The sequence below is a fragment of the Streptomyces sp. SID12501 genome, from assembly GCF_010550245.1.
Lineage (GTDB): Bacteria > Actinomycetota > Actinomycetes > Streptomycetales > Streptomycetaceae > Streptomyces.
Map to the genome: position 1 here is coordinate 38377 of NZ_JAAGLU010000025.1, position 17591 is coordinate 55967.

Genomic DNA, 17591 nt, shown 5'->3' on the forward strand with positions numbered 1-17591 from the left:
AACGGGGTACCCGGAACGCCGGAGAGCAGCAGAGAGCACTGAGCAGGCAATCGACGGAGGAACCCATGCCCATCGCCAAGTTCGACCAGGTAGTCCTGGACTGTCCCGACCCCGACGCACTCGCCGCCTTCTACGCCGGGCTGCTGGGCGGGACTCCCGAGGTCCAGGAGGACTGGGTCGACCTGCGGATCCCGGGCGGGCCGAGCCTGGCCTTCCAGGCCGCCCCCGGACACGTACCCCCGAAGTGGCCGTCGGCAGAGGCCTCGCAGCAGTTCCATCTGGACGTGACGGTGGCGGACCTGGACACGGCCGAGCGGGAGGTGCTCGCGCTGGGCGCGAAGCCGCTGGACACGGAGGACCGGGCCCGCTCCTTCAGGGTGTACGCGGACCCGGCGGGACACCCGTTCTGCCTCTGCGCAGGCTGAACAGGCGCAACGGACGTAACGGATGTAACAGACGTGCCGAACGGCCGTACCGACCGTACCGACCGGAGGAACCCATGACGCCCGTAGCCCGTTTCCGTACCGTCGTCCTCGACTGTCCCGACCCTCACGCGCTGGCCCGTTTCTACGCACGGGTCCTCGGCGGTACGCCCGTGGAAGAGGAGCCCGAGTGGGTCGTGCTCCACGTTCCCGGCGGGCCGCGGCTGGCATTCCAGCAGGCGCCCGGGTACTCCCCGCCCGAGTGGCCGCGGGCCGATCACGGCTCCCAGCAGTTCCACCTCGACCTGGACGCCGGCTCCACCTGGGCGGAGCTGGACGCGGCCCAGGAGGCGGTCCTCGCGCTCGGCGCCCGCCCGCTGGACCTGGACGACCAGGACGGGAAGCGGGACTTCAGGGTCTACGCCGATCCGGCGGGGCATCCGTTCTGCCTCTGCCGGATCGAGCGCACCTGAGCAGCCGGGTCAGCCGTCCAGCTCCGCGATCCGTGCCGTGGACGGCTCCCGGCGTTGCTGGGCCGCCTTGGCCGTGAAGTCGGCACTGCGCAGGACACGCTGGACGTTTCCCCAGGTGAGGAGCCCGATGTCGGGCTCGGTCCAGCCTCGGCGAAGGAGTTCGGCGATCAGGTTCGGGTAGCAGGAGGCGTCGCCGAGTTCCTGGGGGTGGGCGCTGCCGGAGTCGTACGTACCGGACAGGCCGACGCACTCCGGGCCCGCGACCGCGCGGACGTGGTCGAGGTGGTCGGCGACGTCACGGACGGACGGCCCGGTCTGCTCGGCCGTCAGCGGCACCAGGCACAGGCCCCGGGCCGCGCCCAGCTCGGCGAGCGTCTCGTCGGGGAGGTTGGCGGGGTGGGGGCGCAGGGCGCGGGCCGCGGAGCGGGTGCACAGGACCGGCGCCTTGGAGATCGTGACGGTACGGCTGATGGTGGCCGCGGAGGCGCCCGAGAGGTCGGCCAGCACACCGAGCCGGTTCATCTCGCGGACCACCTCCTCGCCGAACCGGGTGAGCCCGGCCTCGCTCGCCCAGGACGTACCGGCGAGGGTGAGCACGCGCAGGCCCAGGGAGTGCAGGACGCGCAGGATGCCGATCGAGTCGTCGAGCGCGGATGCGGCGGCGGGCCCGAGGACGACAGCGACCCGTCCGCAGTTGCGGGCGTCGGTGACCTGCCCGGCGGTGTCCGCGAGACGCAGCCCCTCCGGGTGGCTCCGGGCCACCGTCTTGACCAGGTCGAGCTGCTCCAGGGTGGCGCCGACGGCCCGGTCCCCGGCGAGCCCCTCGGGCAGGTGCAGCGCCCAGAACAGGGCGCCCACGTGGCCGCGTCGCATCCGGGGCACATCGGTGTCGACGGTGCTCTCACCGAGCTCCAGGTCGTACCAGGAGAGGTGCCGCAGCGCCCAGGGCAGCCCGCTGTAACCGTCGGCGACGGGGTGCTCGGCGAGGACCGCGTGGGCACGGTCTAGAGGGTCGGCGGTGTCCAGGTCGGCGAGATCGGAAAGGGCTGAGAGGGCGGAGAAGTCGAGCTCCGTCGCCATGTCCCCGTGGGGGTGGTCGTCGGGCTCCGGCAAGGAGACGGGCGGGGGCAGCGGCGGGTCGAGTTCCCCGACCTCGGCTGTGGTGTGCAGTTCGTCCTGCAGGTCGGCCATGACGGGCTCCGTACGTCGTGATCTACCGCGTGATCGCAATACGGTCACCGTCGCACGGAGCCGAGGGGGCTTCCTGGTGGGTGGGGCGTTCGGGGGTACGCCCTCGCCCCCCGAGTCCGCCTCAGCCGTCCAGCTCCTCCAGCGTGGCGTTGGAGGGCCCCCGCCTCTCCCGCTCCTCGCGTGCCACGTCCTCCGCCGCCCCCAGCACCCGTACCGCGTTGCCCCAGGTCAGCTTGGCGAGGTCGGTCTTCGACCAGGATCGGTCCAGCAGCTCGGCGATGAGGTTCGGGTAACCGGAGACGTCGCTGAGGCCGTCCGGGGTGAACGCCGTGCCGTCGTAGTCGCCGCCGATGCCCAGGTGGTCGATGCCGGCCACCTCGCGCATGTGGTCCAGGTGGTCGGCGACCGTCGAGACCGTGGCGATCGGGCGCGGGTTCGTCTCCTCGAAGGCGCGGTGGACCTTCATCGCCTCGGGGGTCGTGGCGAGGGGGTGGAAACCGTGGACGCGCATGTTGTCGTCCGCGGCGGCCGTCCAGTCGACGGCGGCCTGGAGGACGAACTTGGGCACGAACGTCACCATGGCCATCCCACCGTTGCCGGGCAGGCGTTCCAGCACGTCGTCGGGGATGTTGCGCGGGTGGTCGCACACCGCGCGCGAGGAGGAGTGGGAGAAGATCACCGGCGCGACGGACGTGTCCAGCGCGTGCCGCATCGTCGTCGCGGCGACATGCGAGAGGTCGACGAGCATGCCGAGTCGGTTCATCTCCCGGACCACCTCGCGGCCGAACTCCGACAGCCCGCCGACGCCCGGCTCGTCCGTCGCCGAGTCCGCCCACGCCACGTTGTCGTTGTGGGTGAGGGTCAGATAGCGCACGCCCAGTTCGTACAACCCCCGCAGGGTGCCGAGGGAGTTGGCGATCGAGTGACCGCCCTCGGCACCCATGAGGGAGGCGATACGGCCTTCGCGCCGGCCCGCCTCCATGTCGGCGGCCGTGAGGGCGGGGCGCAGGTCGTCGCCGTACCGCGCGATCAACTGACGTACGCAGTCGATCTGTTCGAGGGTCGCGGGCACCGCGTCGGGCAGGTCCGAGCGGACGTACACCGACCAGTACTGCGCGCCGACCCCGCCCTCGCGCAGGCGCGGGATGTCGGTGTGCAGGTGGGCGTGCTGGGCGGTGGCGATGTCGCGGGCGTCGAGGTCGTAGCGGACCTGTTCGCGCAGCGCCCACGGGAGGTCGTTGTGGCCGTCGACGACCGGGAACTCCCGCAGGAGTTCCCGGGCCTGCTCCAGGGAGCTCACCGACGTCACTTCCCGAAGCCGAAGCCGCTGCCGCCCGCGCCGCTGTCGACCTTGGCGCGCAGCCGCTTGCCCTTCTCGGTGGCCTGGTCGTTCAGCTCCTGCTGGAACTCCCGCATCCGGCCGAGGAGTTCCTCGTCGTGCGAGGCCAGGATGCGGGCCGCCAGCAGGCCCGCGTTGCGCGCGCCGCCGACCGAGACCGTGGCGACCGGCACACCGGCCGGCATCTGCACGATCGACAGCAACGAGTCCATGCCGTCGAGGTACTTGAGGGGCACCGGGACGCCGATCACCGGGAGCGGGGTCACCGACGCCAGCATGCCGGGCAGATGGGCCGCGCCGCCCGCGCCCGCGATGATCGCCTTCAGCCCGCGGCCGTCGGCCTGCTCGCCGTAGGCGATCATCTCGCGCGGCATGCGGTGCGCGGACAGGACGTCGACCTCGTACGCGATCTCGAACTCGTCGAGCGCCTGGGCGGCGGCCTCCATGACGGGCCAGTCGGAGTCGGAACCCATGACGATGCCCACGAGGGGGCCTGCGACGGAACTCATTCGGTGATCGTGCCTCTCAGATAGCCGGCTGCGTGACGGGCGCGCTCCAGCACGTCGTCCAGGTCGTCGCCGTAGGTGTTGACGTGGCCGACCTTGCGGCCGGGCTTCACGTCCTTGCCGTACATGTGGATCTTCAGCTGGGGGTCGCGGGCCATGCAGTGCAGGTACGCGGAGTACATGTCGGGGAAGTCGCCGCCGAGGACGTTCGCCATGACCGTCCACTTGGCACGCGGGCGCGGGTCGCCGAGCGGGAGGTCGAGGACCGCGCGGACGTGGTTGGCGAACTGGCTGGTGATCGCGCCGTCCTGGGTCCAGTGGCCCGAGTTGTGCGGGCGCATCGCCAGTTCGTTGACGAGGATGCGACCGTCCCGGGTCTCGAACAGTTCGACGGCCAGGTGGCCGACCACGCCGAGTTCCTTGGCGATGCGCAGGGCCAGTTCCGTGGCCTGGAGGGTCAGCTCCTCCGCTATGCCGGGTGCCGGGGCGATGACGGTGTCGCACACGCCGTCGACCTGCTGCGACTCGACGACCGGGTAAGCGACGGCCTGGCCGTGCGGGGAGCGGACGACGTTCGCCGCCAGTTCCCGTACGAAGTCGACCTTCTCCTCGGCCAGGACCGGCACACCGGCCCGGAAGGGGTCGGCGGCGTCCGCCGCGGACCGGACGACCCACACGCCTTTGCCGTCGTACCCACCGCGGACCGTCTTGAGGACGACCGGAAAGCCGTCCCCCTCATCGCCTTCGGGCACGCCCTCGGCCGCGAAGGCCACCACGTCCACGACGTCGCGGACGATGCGATGGCGCGGGCACGGCACCCCGATCTCGTCGAGCTTCGCCCGCATCACGCCCTTGTCCTGGGCGTGCACGAGCGCGTCGGGGCCGGGGCGGACGGGGATGCCGTCCGCCTCCAGGGCCCGAAGATGCTCGGTCGGGACGTGCTCGTGATCGAAAGTGATCACATCGCACCCCTGCGCGAAGGCGCGCAGCGTCTCCAGGTCGCGGTAGTCGCCGATGACGACATCACCGACCACCTGCGCCGCGGACTCCTGCGGGGTGTCACTGAGAAGCTTGAACCTGATGCCGAGCGGGATGCCCGCCTCGTGTGTCATACGAGCGAGCTGCCCCCCGCCGACCATGCCGACTACCGGGAACGTCACCCTCCAAGAGTATCGGCGAGTATCCGGTCGGCCATCCCGGCCTGATTTCACGCATTACACGCCTGTGACCCGATGCGCACAGGCAAGCCCCAGAGGGGGTGGTTAGCATGGCTGGGTTGACGAAATCCCACACCGCGATCCCACAGACGGGGGCCGACAGACCATGGAACGTGGTTCCGAAGGTGGTTCCGACGGGCTTCATACGACGCCCCGGAGCGCCGTACGCCGACGATTCGACCAGTTCGCGGCCGAGGTGGCGAAGTTCGGGGCGGTGGGAACGGCGGGGCTTCTCGTCAACCTGCTCGTGTTCAACCTGGTGCGCGCCACGACCGACCTCCCGGTGGTCCGCGCCAGTGTGACCGCGACTGTCGTCGCGATCTGCTCGAACTACGTCGGCTTCCGCTACTTCACGTACCGGGACCGCGACAAGAGCGGCCGTACGAAGGAACTGACGCTGTTCCTGCTGTTCAGCGCGGTCGGACTGGTCATCGAGAACGGCGTTCTTTACGCGGCGACGTACGGCTTCGGCCTGGACAGCCCCCTGCAGAGCAACGTCTTCAAGTTCGTCGGGATCGGCGTCGCGACCCTGTTCCGCTTCTGGTCGTACCGTACGTGGGTGTTCCGTACGCTTCCGGCGCGTGAGGCGGTCGCCAGCGCCGAATCGTTCCTCGAAGAGGCGGACTCGGTGCCTCTTCCGGAGGGACGGACGATTCCCGGGGGCCGGTCCCACCGCCAGCACGTCGGCTGACAGCCCCCGCACCACCGGAACCACGTACGGGCACCTACCGGACCGTCCGCTCCTCCTCGCCCCCCAGCGGCTTCTTCAGCGGGGTCCGGGACAGGAAGAGGCCGAAGACCGGCGGCTGGGCCTGGAGCAGCTCCAGGCGGCCCGCGTCGGCCTCCGCGAGGTCGCGGGCGACCGCGAGGCCGATGCCCGTGGAGTTGCGGCCGCTGATCGCGCGCTCGAAGATCCGGGCGCCGAGGTCGGCCGGGACGCCGGACCCCTCGTCCGTGACCTCGATCACCGCCTGGTTGCCGATGACGCGGGTGCGCAGGGCGACCGTGCCGCCGCCGTGCATGAGGGAGTTCTCGATCAGGGCGGCCAGCACCTGCGCGACCGCGCCCGGCGTACCGACGGCCTGCAGATGCCGCTTGCCGGAGGTGACGATGGCCCGGCCCTCGCTGCGGTAGGCGGGGCGCCACTCGGCGAGCTGCTGCTGGATGACCTCGTCGAGGTCGAAGGAGACGGCGGAGCCGGTGCGCGGGTCGCGGGCGTTGGTGAGGAGCCGCTCGACGACGTCCGTGAGGCGTTCGACCTGCGTGAGCGCGATCGTGGCCTCCTCCTTCACCGTGTCCGGGTCGTCGGTGAGGGTGATCTCCTCAAGGCGCATGGACAGGGCGGTGAGGGGCGTACGCAGCTGGTGCGAGGCGTCCGCGGCCAGCCGGCGTTCGGCGGTGAGCATCCGGGCGATACGTTCCGCCGAGCTGTCCAGCACATCCGCGACCCGGTCGAGCTCCGGGACGCCGTACCGCTTGTGGCGGGGGCGCGGGTCGCCCGAGCCGAGGCGTTCGGCGGTCTCGGCGAGGTCGGTGAGCGGCGAGGCCAGCCGGTTCGCCTGCCGTACGGCGAGCAGGACGGCGGCGATGACGGCGAGCAGCGCGACCGCGCCGATGATCAGCAGGGTGCGGCCTACCTCACGGGTCACGGAGGAACGGGGTTCCTCGACCCGGACGGTCTCGCCCTCCTCGCCGTCCTCCTCGGCGGAGATGACGTCACCGACGGGCTGGTCCCCGACCTCGATCGGCGCACGGCCGGGGATGCGCACGACGGCGTACCGGTCGCCGGTGACGAGGCCGCGGAGGACCTTGGAGTTGATCTGCTCGGCCCCGAGGATTCGGCTGTCCACGATGCTGGCCAGCCGCACGGCCTCGGAGTCCACCCGCTCCTGGGCACTCGCACTGATCGTCCGCGTCTCGACGATGACGAGCGACACACCGAACACGGCGATCACCACGAGCACGACGGCAAGGGTGGACTGAATAAGACGACGACGCACAGGCCCTCCGGGCAATGGCTCCAACACGACGAGTGTGCCCTGGGGTGGTGGCGCGCAGCGCCCCACCCCAGGGGCGCGGGGAACTGCGCGACCAGCCCTCACCGGCCCGCAGTCGCACACCACGCACAGCCCCCGGAGGGTTACGCGCGTAGTTCGCTAACTCTTCTCGAACCGGAAACCGACGCCCCGGACAGTCGCGATATACCGAGGGTTGGCGGCATCGTCGCCCAGCTTCTTCCGCAGCCACGAGATGTGCATGTCGAGCGTCTTGGTCGACGACCACCACGTCGTGTCCCACACCTCACGCATCAGCTGGTCGCGGGTCACGACCCGCCCCGCGTCACGCACAAGCACCCGCAGCAGGTCGAACTCCTTGGCGGTGAGCTGGAGTTCCTCTTCGCCCATCCACGCGCGGTGCGACTCGACGTCGATGCGCACGCCGTGCGTGGCGGGCGGCTGCTGCTGCTCGGACGCACCGCGCCGGAGCAGGGCCCGCACGCGGGCGAGCAGTTCGGCGAGCCGGAAGGGCTTGGTGACGTAGTCGTCGGCGCCCGCGTCGAGGCCGACGACGGTGTCCACCTCGTCGGCGCGCGCGGTCAGGATGAGGATCGGGACGGTCAGCCCCTCGGCACGCAGCCGGCGGGCCACTTCGAGGCCGTCCATACCGGGCAGTCCCAGGTCCAGGACAACCAGGTCGATACCGCCCTGGATGCCTGCGTCGAGCGCGGTCGGGCCGTCCTCGCGCACCTCGACCTCGTAACCTTCCCTGCGCAGTGCGCGGGCCAGCGGCTCCGAGATGGACGCGTCGTCCTCAGCGAGCAGTACACGGGTCATGAGCTGATGGTAGACCGCCCTGGACGCCGTCCGGGGTGTGACCAGGCGTTCTTGATTCTTACCTTCGGACGCTACGACGAGAGCACTAGGGACGGCGGGGCCGCTACCCACCACACTCCGGTGCTCGAACCTGTACCTCTATGGCACTTTCCTGTCCCTTACCTTCGAATGGGCGATTGACGCCCGCCCATTGCCTGCGATCAATGCCACAAGTACCACTATTTGCCACAGAGAAACATTACGTGACGGAAAGTTCCTTAACAGACTCATACGACCTCTTGTCCGATTTTCCCTGAAGATCTCTTTTGCTACACCGGCGAGTGAACCCCCTTTGGTATTCAGTTGTATTCTCTCGGTATGGCTGACACCACGATCAAGATCAGTGAGTCGGTAAGAGACCGCCTGCGCACGCTCGCCGAAGAGCGCGGCCTGAGCACACGCGCCTACGTGGAGCGTGTGGTCGCCGCGGCCCCCACGGAGGAGGAGCGAGCCGAGCGCACGGCCCGGGCCATCGCCTACGTACGGGCCAATCTGCGTGCGGACCTCACCGACGCCGACGTTCGAGAAGCGCAGGAGTGGCGTGCCGCCATTGCCGCGAGGCAACTGGGAGAACGCCGGTGATCATCCTGGACCACACCGCGGTGCTCGCCCTGTGCCGTGGTCACCGGCTGCTGTCCGGTCTGGCGGTCGTCGAGGTCGACGATCCAGGGCAGCGCGCGCATGTCCCGGCACTGTGCCTGATTGCCGCGAGCCTTCAACTCCCTGGCGCGGCAGCACATGTCGGCGCCCTGCCCGGCCTGGAGTTCGTACCGCTCGACTTCGCCGGTACCGCCTCGGTCGAGCACGCGGTGACCGCCGGCCTGGAATGGGCGTACGGCCACGCAGTTCACGCGGCTGCCTCTGGCGCGGTCGAGGGCCAGGTACTGACCGCCACACCCGAGGCGTACGACGGTACGGGAGTGTGGGCCGTCGACATCGGCAAGCCCTGAGGCACTCCGGCCTACTGACGGGCGTACGTCCGTCAGCAGGTGGGGAGTTGGGCGCGGCGTACTGCCGTGACGAAGGAGGTCCAGGTGGTGGGCCGGAGTACGAGGGCGGGGGCGTCGGGGGTCTTGGAGTCGCGGACGGGGACGACGGAGAGGTTGTCGGCGACTTCGAGGCACTGGCCGGCGTCAGTGTTGCTGTAGCTGCTCTTGCGCCACGTGACGGTACTCAGATCGATGGATCGCATTGCGCTTCCTCCAGCATCTCTCCGATGAACCTTCGCGACTCGACCGGGGACAACGCCAAGTCGCGCATAGCATCGTATGCAGATTGCAGACGCTCAATCTGGCTTCCTTCTACGATGACTTCGCCGTGCAGGTCGTTCTCCGTGTAAGCCACAGAGCGACCGTCTGCGGGCTGCAGGAACATCGCCTCCGTGTTCATCATGCCGAACGGCCCGACGCTGAACGGCAGTACCTGCACAGTCACGTTCGGGCGCCGGGACATCGTCAGCAAATGTTCCAACTGCTGGCGCCACACCTTCTCGTCTCGCAGCATCAGTCGCAGCACCGACTCGTACAGAATCGTGCGGAATCGGGGCGCATCCTCCGCCAAGAGCATCGCGCCACGGTTGAGGCGTGCCTCGACATGGCGGGCCAGTTCCTCACCCTGCATGCCACCTGCCGCGAGCACCTCGGTCGCGTACTCCCGGGTCTGCAACACACCAGGGACGCTGTTCAACCCGAAGTGCCACATGCTGAGCGCCTCGGCCTCCAGCTGAAAGAACGTACGGTACTGATCCTTGTACTGAGCCTGATCTCCCAGCGCCAGTTCCCACAAGGTCACCAGGAACGTGTCCGCGCCGAAGTACTGGTCGAGTGCCTGCACCACGTCGGCGCTGCCCAGCGTGTGGCCGTTCTCCATCTTGCCGAACAGCGAGAAGTCCCAGCCCACCTTCTCGCTCAACTGGCGCAGACTGTCCCCGCTCTTCTCCCGCAACGCCTTCAGTTCCTCGGCGAACCGCGCCCGTGGCTCCTGGCTGCGACTCGTCACGGTCCGTCGTTGCGACATCTCGTACTCCCCTACGGCGACTGTGGGTGATGTGGGTAGCTGTATGGAGCCGTGGAAATCCGTCCCGCCGAACGTGGAAATCCGGCCCTGTCCACGACGTTTCCGCCCCATGGAGGCGGCATGCTCGTCATACCTGAACACGCACCGTAATCCGGCGACCGCACACAGCACAGGCTTACGCCGGAACCTCCACCCGAGGAGTGACCCGATGACGACGACCTCCCTCCCCCGTCTCCCCCGGCGTCCCCGCACCACCACCCACCGCGCCACCCCCGCCCCCACCTGGACCCCGTCCGGTGCCTGGGCGGCGCCGACCCCCGAGGTCCTGCGCTCTCTGGAAGCGGCACTCGCACGGTGGTCGGCGTGAACACGGCCGCCACGCCCTCCACGACGGCCCAGGCGCCGCCCTGTGACGTGTGCGAGGCGCTGGCAGTGCAGCGGGACGCGGCTCTGGAAGCCGGTCGTACGGGTGAAGTCAGCGACTGTGAAAGGGAGTTGGGGGAGCACGGCAGGCACGGACAGGGGTGTGCGCCATGACATCGCGCCCACCGCGCCCGCCGCTCTACCCGTCCTACGAGGAGTACCGCCCACCCGCGCCGACGGACGGCTGCGAGGCCTGTCAGGAACTCGCCGCACGCCGGAGCAACGCGCAGGCCGCCTTCGACCACAGCGCGGTCAGCGACGCGAACGTACGGCTCCGGGCCCATCTGCTGGACGCCCACAGCGGCACGTGAGCAGCACGGGAGCAGCACGTTCGAGGTGGCGGAGAACGCCCGACCCCGCCCGCGGCGACATGCACCGGGGCGGGGTCCTGACGTCACCGATCACCGATCACCGTTCAGCGCAGGCGCCGCCGGCCCGGCATGAACGTGAACACCGCCACGCCCGCCAGGATCACCGTTCCGGACACCAGCCCCAGCGCCTTCAGGGCGCCGTCGTTCTCGGCGCCCGTGTTGGCGAGGCCGCCGGTGGTCGACGTACCGCCGGAAGTCGTGGTCGACGAGCCGGACGCCCCACTCGCCTGCTCCTCCGTGTCCAGGGTCAGGGAGACCATCGTCGTGGTCGGGGTGCAGGTGGTCGTCGTGCCGAGGGCGCTGACCGTCAACACGCCTGGTGACAGGGTCGATTCACCGGTCGCACCCGGCTTGTACGTGCCCGTCATGTCGGAGATCGTCATCGCGTCACCGGTCGTGATCGGATCCGTGTTGGCCGGGCCCTCGACATGGACCGTGCCCGAGTCGGACCCGCCCAGGACGACCTCCATGGACGGCTTCACCGAGTCCGCCGGGAGGTCCGCCGGACTGTTCATCACCGAGCCCTTGAACTGGACCGTGATGTCGTAACTCCCTCCGTTCTTCGTGGCGTTGATCTGGATGGGGGAGGTCACGTCCTTGTCGCCGATGGGCGTCACGCACTTGTACGGGACCTGCACGAGCTTCCCGGTGAAGTCCGTCTGGCCGCTGTCCGTCGCACTCGGTGTGCTGCTCGGTGTGCTGCTCGGCGACTCGCTCTCGTCGTCCGACTCGGTCGGCGTCGGGGTCGCGGACTCGGAGTCCGTCGGTGTCGGCGTGGGTGAGGTCGACGTGGACGGTGAACCGGTGTCCCCCGCCGTCACCTTGATCGTCGCCGACGACTGCACCGTCTCGGTCGGCGCGCACTTCGTGTCCGTCTCGTACACGTTGATCGTGTACGCGTCCGGCGTCAGCGTCACGTCGCCCGCCGCCGTCAGTTTCACCTTGCCCTTCATGTCGGACAGGACCATCGCCCCGCCCTTGGGGATCGCCGGGTTCTCGCGCGGGCCGACCATCGCGATGTCGGCGGTCTGCGCCCCGGCAACCTTCAACACCCCGCTCGGCTGGACCGAGTTGGCCGGGAGGACGATGAGATCCGGGTTCTTGGAAGCGGCCTGCGTGAACTTCCAGACCACGTCCACCTCGTCGCCGACCTTCGCCGTCGCGGGCGCGGTGATCTCCACCTTGGTCGTGCCGTTGACCGGGTCGAGCCCCGAGGCCGCCGGCGGCACGCACTTGGTCGCGTACGACACCTCGGCGGCCTGGGCGGGCCCCGCCGCGGCCATGCCCAGCAGGACACCGCCCGCTCCGCCGAGCAGCAACAGGGCCCCTGCCGCGCCCACGCTCCGTCTCCGTTGCGTTCTCACGTGTTCCCCTTCGTCTTCGTCGTGTTGGTCGTCGGAGTGCCGGCGCCCGCGTCGATGCCCGTGTCCGCGCTCTCGCCCGCGCTCGCTCCCGGGGCGGCGTCGGGGGTGAACCACGGCAGGGTGGTGGAAGCGGTCGCAGGCCGGGGCTGTTCGCCGTCCTCCCGCGCGCCCACCCTCGGCATACGCAGCGTCAGTTCGGGCATCCGCAGCGCCCTGCCATGTCGCGGCGACGGCCGCCCGCCCGCTCCGCCCGGTCCGCGTGGCCGTACCCGGTCCACCACAGCCATCCCGATGCGGAACAGTGCCGCCGGTACGACGACACCGGCCAGGACCCAGAACAGGGTCACGCCCCATGGCCGGCCCACGCCCCACGGCTGCTCGGCGAGCATCTTGCCGTCGTACCTCAGCGAGACCGTGTAGTCGCCGTGCGCCCCGCTCACCAGGCCGACCGGCAGCGCGACGCGTGCCTTCCCGCCCGGCTTGATCGTGCCGCGCCACTGCTGCTCGTCCCACTGCGGGGCGAACACCCCGTGGGAGGTGCCGACCTGGAAGACCGGGTCCTTGACCGCCGCCGTACCGAGGTTGCCGACGGTGACCACCAGGGTCCGGGTGGGCGGCGCCCCGAACCAGGTCAGCACCCCGCTCGAACCGTCGAGCCGCGGGTCCGTGAGGACCGAGAGACGGCCCGTGCCGGTCTGCGCGGGCAGCGGTTCGACCGGGTGCCCGGCCACCTGGAACACCGCGTCGGCCGCCGCCTGCGACCCTCCCGTCACCGTCGCCACATGCACCACGCATGGGCACGGCACCGGCGGTTCGACCACCGGCAGACTCTTGCTGAAGCCGCCCAGCGTGTCCGTGGTGACGGCTCTCGCGTCCGCGTTGGCACAGGAGTTGGTGCCGCCGAGCACTCCCCGGCCCGGTGTGGACCGGCCGCAGATCAACATCATCAACAGCGTCCTGGGCTGCCAGCCGGCCCCCGTCACGACGATCGAATCACCGGTCCCCGCCTGCAACTTGGAGACCTTGACGGTCGGCCCGCCGGCGGCTGCCGCGGTGGTCACGGGCACCATCAGGAGAGCGATCGCCAGCACCGCGACCAGTGCAGGAATACGCCGCATCACGTCATCGCCCCCGTCAGCTCATCCGGCTTCGCCGCCAACTCCGGGCGCCTGTCCGGCCGTTCATCGCGCCCACGGCGCCCGATCCGTCGTACGACCACGAGGGCGCCGCCCGCCGACAGCACCCCCGCGACCCCCACCACCCCGCCCCACGGCACGAACCGCACCGACGCGCCCGCCTCGTCGCGTACCGCGCCGTCCGCCGCCGTGACCGTCAGGCGTACGTCGACCGCGTCGAACCCCGGCCGCCCGGACCAGGGTTCGGTGAGGGCGACGCGCCGGCCCGGGGACAGACGTACGGGCAGTGTGCGCGGGGCCCGGTCGAGGACGGGGCCGAGGACACCGTCCGCGTGGACGGCGAGCGTCGGGGTCAGGTCGGTGGTGCCGCGGTTGACCAGCTCGTACGCGATGCGGTCATCGCGTACCCTCACGTGCTCGACGGTCAGCGCGGGCAACCGGGGTCCCCTGACCCGCAGTCGGACCCGCACCGTCGCGCTCCGGCCCGAGGCCCGGGCGGTGATCGTGGCGGTGCGGTCACCGGGAGGCGTGCCCTCGGGGATGCGTACCGTGAACGGCACGTCGGCGCGTGTGCGGGCGGGGACGTCGACCTCGGGCGCGGCCAGGGTGAGCCAACTGCCGCCGGTCAGCCGCACGTTCAGGATCCGCGCCGTCGGGTTGCGGACGGACAGCGTGTCCTGGAGAACCGTTCCCGGGGTGCCCTCGGCGTAGAAGTACGGCCGGCCGGTGCCCAGGGGCATGGCGGACCAGCCCTCGTCGGCCACGGCCGGCGTCCCCGCGGACAGCAGCGCGACGAGACCGAGAAGGCGGAGGTGGCTGAGGGGACGGAAATGGCTGCGGCTGGGGCAGAGGACACGCATCGGCGGCTCCCGGAAGTCGTACGGTTCTCGTACGGTTCTCGTACGGTCCTCAGCGGCGTGCCGTCGGCTGCCGTCGTACCGCCGTACCCGTCTGGTTCCCGTGCGCCGTCCGGTTCCTGCGCGTCAGCCACAGCGTGCCCGCCGCGCCCGCGAGCAGGACCGTGCCGCCGAGCGTGCCCAGCGCGACGAAGGAGTCCTCGGGGCCGGTCTGCGGGAGGTCGGCACCGGTTTCGCCGCTACCACCGGTGCTGCTCGTGCCGCCGGTGGTTCCGCCGCCCGAGGCCCCCGTGACATCGAGCGTCAGGGACGGCTCGGGGCTGTTGGTGGGCGTGCACGTGGTCGTCGTACCGGCGGCCTTGATCGTCAGGATGCCGGCCGTGAAGGTGACCTTGCCGTTCTTCGACGGCTTGTACGTGCCGCTCAGGTCATTGATCTTTATGGGGGTGTTGGCGGGGAGCGCGGCCTGGTTCGCGGGCCCGCTGACGTTGAGGGTGCCGCTGTCCGCGCCGCCCAGCTTGATCGTGGCGCTCGGGCTCATCGCACCCTTGCCCAGCTCCACCGGGCTGGACGAGACGCCCTTCTGCCAGGACATCGTGACCGTGTAGGAGCCGCCGCTCCCGACCGCCTTGATGTCGATGGACGAGAGGGCGCTCTTGATGCCGATCGGCGTATCGCACCGGTAGTTGACGTCCACCACCTCGGCCCGGGCGGCGGGGGCGGCCAGCAGCACCGCCGATCCGGCCAGGGCCGCGACGGACGCGAGCGCGGCGCCTCGTTTCGGGTGCGTTCGGCGGCATGTCCGGTGGTACGACATCGTCGTCCCCCATTCCTGGCGGTCATTCCTGGCGGCCCTGGCGGCGAATCTGACGGCACATCAGATCGCGGATCGGCCGTCAAGGTACGCCGGAGGACCAACACTTGGAAGACACAGCACACACCGGATCGCCGGGATTTCGGCCTGATTCGAGCGATGCCCACGTGCCGGAACGGCGGGAACTACGCCGGAGCGCCGAGCTCCGCCCAGACCTTCTTGCCCGCGACGCCCGGGGTCCGTACGACCCCCCAGTCCAGGCACAGCCGCTGCACGATGAACATTCCGTGGCCGCCGGGACGCCCGGCCCGATGCGGGGTGCGCGGGGCAGGCTGGCCCGCGCCGCTGTCCGAGATCTCGACACGGATCACCTTGTTGTCGCAGGTGATCCACATCTCGTCCGGGCCGTCGGCGTGCAGGCAGGCGTTGGTGACCAGCTCGGAGACGACGAGCAGCACGTCCTCGGCGGCGGCCCGCCGGTCGGCGGCCTCGGCGGGCAGCCAGCCCCACGCGTACAGCGCCTGCCGGGCGAAGTCACGGGCGAGCGGAACGACACCGCTCTCGCCCGCGAGACTCAGGCTGCGGGTCTGACGACCCCCGGAAGCGCCGCCGGACCCGGAGGACTCCGGGGAGCCCGGCGAGGACTCCGGGGAGCCCGGCGAGGACTCCGGGGAGCCCGGCGAGGACTCCGGGGAGCCCGGCGAGTCGGGCCGGGTGGTGCTCATCAGCGCTTCACCTCACCGATTCACCAGTTCGCGTACAGGGGCTTCATTCACCACAGTTGCTTACGCACGTCATTGTGTGTGCATTCAGGATGTCTCCTGCCCGGCGGAACCGACAGAACACCCCCCAAAAAGAGCGCGCTCGACAACTCGCACGACCGACCAAGGAGACTCGGCCGGAAAGGCTAGGAGGATTCAAGGGCCTCAGGGGACTCCGGGGATTCATCGGCCAGGGCGTCGGCAAGCGACTCATGGACGGTGAAAACGGCATCCGCGCCCGTGATTTCGAACACGCGTGCCACCACTGGCCGCATGGCGGCGAGATGCACCCCGCCACCCGCTTCCTCCGCCTTCAGGCGGGCGCCGAGCAGCACGTTGAGGCCGGTGGAGTCACAGAACTCCAGCCCCGCGCAGTCGACGACCAGCCGCGAGATGCCCTTCGCGAGGCAGTCCTCAAGTGGTTCACGCAACAGGTCGGCGGTGTGGTGATCGAGTTCACCCGTCGGCGTCACGACGGCGCTGGAGCCCTCGTGGCGCACCTCCACCAGAAGCCGGCCTGACTCTGCGCTGCCGACCGTCTCGCGGTCCATGCCGTCTCTCTCCCGAGCTCGTGTCTGCATTTCCGGCGCTCGCTCGCGCCCAACTGACGTCCACGAACACTACGCCTTCCCCACACTCTTCGACACCCGAACTAAAGCCCATATATGGACATACAGGAAGACAGTGCACTTGCGGTGGGCCCGGGAAAGCGGGTAGGGCTAGTAGTGAGCCAGTTCCTGTCAGCGAGCCGGCCAAGACGAACACCCGATATGGCCGGCATTGGAGTCGCCGCACACCGCACCGCACACACCGGCTTCGGCAGCCTTGTGCCGAGAACCATGGAGGACACCATGTCACCCCGGCTCGACGGATCGCATACCCACACAGCGACGTCGACACCCCCTCCGGAACACACGGACTCCCAACAGCTGGACCAGCACCTCGCGGGTGCACACGTTCCGGACGCCCTGGACGGGCTCCCCGAGATCCCGCCGTTCGACAAGGTGGGGGCGGTCGACGCCCGGGCCCTGTCCAAGACCCTCTTCGCGCGACTGGAGTCCCTCGAAGAAGGCACCCACGACTACTCGTACGTCCGTAACACCCTCGTCGAGCTCAACCTCGCACTGGTCAAGTTCGCCGCCTCCCGGTTCCGTTCGCGCAGCGAACCCATGGAGGACATCATCCAGGTCGGCACGATCGGCCTGATCAAGGCGATCGACCGCTTCGAGCTGAGCCGCGGCGTCGAGTTCCCGACGTTCGCCATGCCGACCATCGTCGGCGAGATCAAGCGCTTCTTCCGTGACACGTCGTGGGCCGTCCGCGTACCGCGCCGGCTCCAGGAGCTCCGGCTGGACCTGGCCCGGGCCGGCGACGAACTGGCCCAGCGGCTCGACCGCGCTCCCACCGTGGCCGAGCTGGCCGAACGCCTCGACCTCTCGAAGGAAGAGGTCGTCGAGGGCATGGCGGCCTCGAACGCCTACACCGCCAGCTCACTCGACGCGCAGGCCGACGACGACGACTCCGAGGGCGCGCTCGCGGACCGCATCGGTTACGAGGACCACGGCATCGAAGGCATCGAGTACATCGAGTCCTTGAAGCCACTGATCGCCGGACTCCCGCCCCGGGACCGGCAGATCCTCTCTCTGCGGTTCGTCGCCAACCTGACCCAGTCGGAGATCGGCGAGGAACTGGGCATCTCCCAGATGCATGTGTCGCGACTGCTGTCACGGACGTTGCAGCGACTGCGAAAGGGCCTGCTGGCCGAGGGCTGAGGCCCTCCTGAGGCCTTGAGGCCCCCACCGGGAGAGGTTTCCGGTTACCCACGGAA

Annotated in this window: 22 protein-coding genes; 8 read left to right on the forward strand and 14 right to left on the reverse strand. The window is 69.9% G+C overall.

Annotated elements, in window-relative coordinates:
* The first annotated feature begins 65 nt into the window (after nt 1-65).
* Nucleotides 66-425 (forward strand): VOC family protein, encoded by a 360-nt coding sequence (locus tag G3I71_RS27875; protein WP_164318578.1) that lies wholly within the window; start codon nt 66-68, stop codon nt 423-425.
* A gap of 74 nt (nt 426-499) precedes the next feature.
* Entirely contained in the window at nt 500-895 is a 396-nt protein-coding gene (locus G3I71_RS27880; RefSeq protein ID WP_164318580.1) for a VOC family protein, read from the forward strand.
* Between the two features lie 9 nt (nt 896-904).
* On the opposite strand, the gene G3I71_RS27885 is transcribed toward G3I71_RS27880, so the two are convergent.
* From G3I71_RS27885 to G3I71_RS27900, 4 genes are all read right to left on the reverse strand, one after another.
* A complete protein-coding gene (locus G3I71_RS27885; RefSeq protein ID WP_164318582.1) occupies nt 905-2086 on the reverse strand; it encodes a dipeptidase in 1182 nt (393 codons plus the stop codon).
* A 121-nt stretch (nt 2087-2207) separates the two neighbouring features.
* The gene (locus G3I71_RS27890; protein ID WP_164318584.1) at nt 2208-3395 is read right to left on the reverse strand and encodes a dipeptidase; all 1188 of its coding nucleotides are present in this window, start codon (nt 3393-3395) and stop codon (nt 2208-2210) included.
* Nucleotides 3392-3934, reverse strand: coding sequence for a 5-(carboxyamino)imidazole ribonucleotide mutase (purE, locus tag G3I71_RS27895; protein WP_164318586.1), 543 nt, complete (start codon nt 3932-3934; stop codon nt 3392-3394). The genes G3I71_RS27890 and purE overlap by 4 nt, the downstream gene beginning before the upstream one ends.
* Nucleotides 3931-5091, reverse strand: a complete 1161-nt coding sequence (locus G3I71_RS27900) for a 5-(carboxyamino)imidazole ribonucleotide synthase (RefSeq protein ID WP_164318588.1) — start codon at nt 5089-5091, stop codon at nt 3931-3933. The genes purE and G3I71_RS27900 overlap by 4 nt, the downstream gene beginning before the upstream one ends.
* A 163-nt stretch (nt 5092-5254) precedes the next feature.
* On the opposite strand from G3I71_RS27900, the gene G3I71_RS27905 reads away from it, so the two are divergent.
* Nucleotides 5255-5839 (forward strand): GtrA family protein, encoded by a 585-nt coding sequence (locus G3I71_RS27905; RefSeq protein ID WP_164318590.1) that lies wholly within the window; start codon nt 5255-5257, stop codon nt 5837-5839.
* Nucleotides 5840-5873: 34 nt separating this feature from the next.
* Here the strand turns inward: G3I71_RS27905 and G3I71_RS27910 are convergent, their stop codons facing one another.
* Entirely contained in the window at nt 5874-7148 is a 1275-nt protein-coding gene (locus G3I71_RS27910) for an ATP-binding protein (protein WP_164318592.1), read from the reverse strand.
* 156 nt (nt 7149-7304) lie between these two features.
* Nucleotides 7305-7982, reverse strand: a complete 678-nt coding sequence (locus G3I71_RS27915; protein WP_164318594.1) for a response regulator transcription factor — start codon at nt 7980-7982, stop codon at nt 7305-7307.
* A 357-nt stretch (nt 7983-8339) separates the two neighbouring features.
* Here G3I71_RS27915 and G3I71_RS27920 point away from each other — a divergent pair, with 357 nt between their 5' ends.
* Together G3I71_RS27920 and G3I71_RS27925 are read left to right on the forward strand one after the other, a co-directional pair.
* Nucleotides 8340-8603, forward strand: coding sequence for a hypothetical protein (locus tag G3I71_RS27920; RefSeq protein WP_164318595.1), 264 nt, complete (start codon nt 8340-8342; stop codon nt 8601-8603).
* A complete protein-coding gene (locus G3I71_RS27925) occupies nt 8600-8971 on the forward strand; it encodes a hypothetical protein (RefSeq protein ID WP_164318597.1) in 372 nt (123 codons plus the stop codon). The genes G3I71_RS27920 and G3I71_RS27925 overlap by 4 nt, the downstream gene beginning before the upstream one ends.
* A 32-nt stretch (nt 8972-9003) precedes the next feature.
* Here the strand turns inward: G3I71_RS27925 and G3I71_RS27930 are convergent, their stop codons facing one another.
* Both G3I71_RS27930 and G3I71_RS27935 read right to left on the reverse strand, forming a co-directional pair.
* Nucleotides 9004-9213 (reverse strand): DUF397 domain-containing protein, encoded by a 210-nt coding sequence (locus G3I71_RS27930; RefSeq protein ID WP_164318599.1) that lies wholly within the window; start codon nt 9211-9213, stop codon nt 9004-9006.
* Entirely contained in the window at nt 9195-10037 is an 843-nt protein-coding gene (locus tag G3I71_RS27935; protein ID WP_164318786.1) for a helix-turn-helix transcriptional regulator, read from the reverse strand. The genes G3I71_RS27930 and G3I71_RS27935 overlap by 19 nt, the downstream gene beginning before the upstream one ends.
* A 208-nt stretch (nt 10038-10245) precedes the next feature.
* Here G3I71_RS27935 and G3I71_RS27940 point away from each other — a divergent pair, with 208 nt between their 5' ends.
* Both G3I71_RS27940 and G3I71_RS27945 read left to right on the forward strand, forming a co-directional pair.
* Entirely contained in the window at nt 10246-10404 is a 159-nt protein-coding gene (locus tag G3I71_RS27940; protein ID WP_164318601.1) for a hypothetical protein, read from the forward strand.
* 166 nt (nt 10405-10570) lie between these two features.
* A complete protein-coding gene (locus G3I71_RS27945; RefSeq protein ID WP_164318603.1) occupies nt 10571-10771 on the forward strand; it encodes a hypothetical protein in 201 nt (66 codons plus the stop codon).
* Between the two features lie 104 nt (nt 10772-10875).
* Here G3I71_RS27945 and G3I71_RS27950 read toward each other — a convergent pair whose 3' ends face one another.
* From G3I71_RS27950 to G3I71_RS27975, 6 genes are all read right to left on the reverse strand, one after another.
* Complete coding sequence (locus G3I71_RS27950) at nt 10876-12114, reverse strand: hypothetical protein (protein WP_239149402.1); 1239 nt, start codon at nt 12112-12114, stop codon at nt 10876-10878.
* 77 nt (nt 12115-12191) lie between these two features.
* Nucleotides 12192-13313, reverse strand: a complete 1122-nt coding sequence (locus tag G3I71_RS27955; RefSeq protein WP_164318607.1) for a hypothetical protein — start codon at nt 13311-13313, stop codon at nt 12192-12194.
* Nucleotides 13313-14191, reverse strand: coding sequence for a DUF4175 domain-containing protein (locus tag G3I71_RS27960; protein ID WP_164318609.1), 879 nt, complete (start codon nt 14189-14191; stop codon nt 13313-13315). Before G3I71_RS27960 ends, G3I71_RS27955 begins: the two co-directional genes overlap by 1 nt.
* Before the next feature lie 49 nt (nt 14192-14240).
* Nucleotides 14241-15005 carry an LPXTG cell wall anchor domain-containing protein gene (locus G3I71_RS27965; protein ID WP_164318611.1) on the reverse strand — a complete coding sequence of 255 codons (765 nt, stop codon included), beginning with the start codon at nt 15003-15005 and terminating at the stop codon, nt 14241-14243.
* 182 nt (nt 15006-15187) lie between these two features.
* Nucleotides 15188-15727 carry an ATP-binding protein gene (locus G3I71_RS27970; RefSeq protein ID WP_164318613.1) on the reverse strand — a complete coding sequence of 180 codons (540 nt, stop codon included), beginning with the start codon at nt 15725-15727 and terminating at the stop codon, nt 15188-15190.
* Nucleotides 15728-15909: 182 nt separating this feature from the next.
* Nucleotides 15910-16314 (reverse strand): STAS domain-containing protein, encoded by a 405-nt coding sequence (locus G3I71_RS27975; protein ID WP_164318615.1) that lies wholly within the window; start codon nt 16312-16314, stop codon nt 15910-15912.
* Between the two features lie 288 nt (nt 16315-16602).
* Here G3I71_RS27975 and G3I71_RS27980 point away from each other — a divergent pair, with 288 nt between their 5' ends.
* Nucleotides 16603-17535 (forward strand): RNA polymerase sigma factor SigF, encoded by a 933-nt coding sequence (locus tag G3I71_RS27980; protein ID WP_164318788.1) that lies wholly within the window; start codon nt 16603-16605, stop codon nt 17533-17535.
* Nucleotides 17536-17591 lie beyond the last annotated feature (56 nt).

Coding starts and splice junctions, on each gene's coding strand:
- G3I71_RS27875 (WP_164318578.1), top strand. CDS start 66: ATGCCCATCGCCAAGTTCGACCAGGTAGTCCTGGACTGTCCCGACCCC.
- G3I71_RS27880 (WP_164318580.1), top strand. CDS start 500: ATGACGCCCGTAGCCCGTTTCCGTACCGTCGTCCTCGACTGTCCCGAC.
- G3I71_RS27885 (WP_164318582.1), bottom strand. CDS start 2,086: ATGGCCGACCTGCAGGACGAACTGCACACCACAGCCGAGGTCGGGGAA.
- purE (WP_164318586.1), bottom strand. CDS start 3,934: ATGAGTTCCGTCGCAGGCCCCCTCGTGGGCATCGTCATGGGTTCCGAC.
- G3I71_RS27905 (WP_164318590.1), top strand. CDS start 5,255: ATGGAACGTGGTTCCGAAGGTGGTTCCGACGGGCTTCATACGACGCCC.
- G3I71_RS27915 (WP_164318594.1), bottom strand. CDS start 7,982: ATGACCCGTGTACTGCTCGCTGAGGACGACGCGTCCATCTCGGAGCCG.
- G3I71_RS27920 (WP_164318595.1), top strand. CDS start 8,340: ATGGCTGACACCACGATCAAGATCAGTGAGTCGGTAAGAGACCGCCTG.
- G3I71_RS27930 (WP_164318599.1), bottom strand. CDS start 9,213: ATGCGATCCATCGATCTGAGTACCGTCACGTGGCGCAAGAGCAGCTAC.
- G3I71_RS27935 (WP_164318786.1), bottom strand. CDS start 10,037: ATGTCGCAACGACGGACCGTGACGAGTCGCAGCCAGGAGCCACGGGCG.
- G3I71_RS27940 (WP_164318601.1), top strand. CDS start 10,246: ATGACGACGACCTCCCTCCCCCGTCTCCCCCGGCGTCCCCGCACCACC.
- G3I71_RS27945 (WP_164318603.1), top strand. CDS start 10,571: ATGACATCGCGCCCACCGCGCCCGCCGCTCTACCCGTCCTACGAGGAG.
- G3I71_RS27950 (WP_239149402.1), bottom strand. CDS start 12,114: ATGGCCGCGGCGGGGCCCGCCCAGGCCGCCGAGGTGTCGTACGCGACC.
- G3I71_RS27955 (WP_164318607.1), bottom strand. CDS start 13,313: ATGCGGCGTATTCCTGCACTGGTCGCGGTGCTGGCGATCGCTCTCCTG.
- G3I71_RS27960 (WP_164318609.1), bottom strand. CDS start 14,191: ATGCGTGTCCTCTGCCCCAGCCGCAGCCATTTCCGTCCCCTCAGCCAC.
- G3I71_RS27965 (WP_164318611.1), bottom strand. CDS start 15,005: ATGTCGTACCACCGGACATGCCGCCGAACGCACCCGAAACGAGGCGCC.
- G3I71_RS27970 (WP_164318613.1), bottom strand. CDS start 15,727: ATGAGCACCACCCGGCCCGACTCGCCGGGCTCCCCGGAGTCCTCGCCG.
- G3I71_RS27975 (WP_164318615.1), bottom strand. CDS start 16,314: ATGGACCGCGAGACGGTCGGCAGCGCAGAGTCAGGCCGGCTTCTGGTG.
- G3I71_RS27980 (WP_164318788.1), top strand. CDS start 16,603: ATGGAGGACACCATGTCACCCCGGCTCGACGGATCGCATACCCACACA.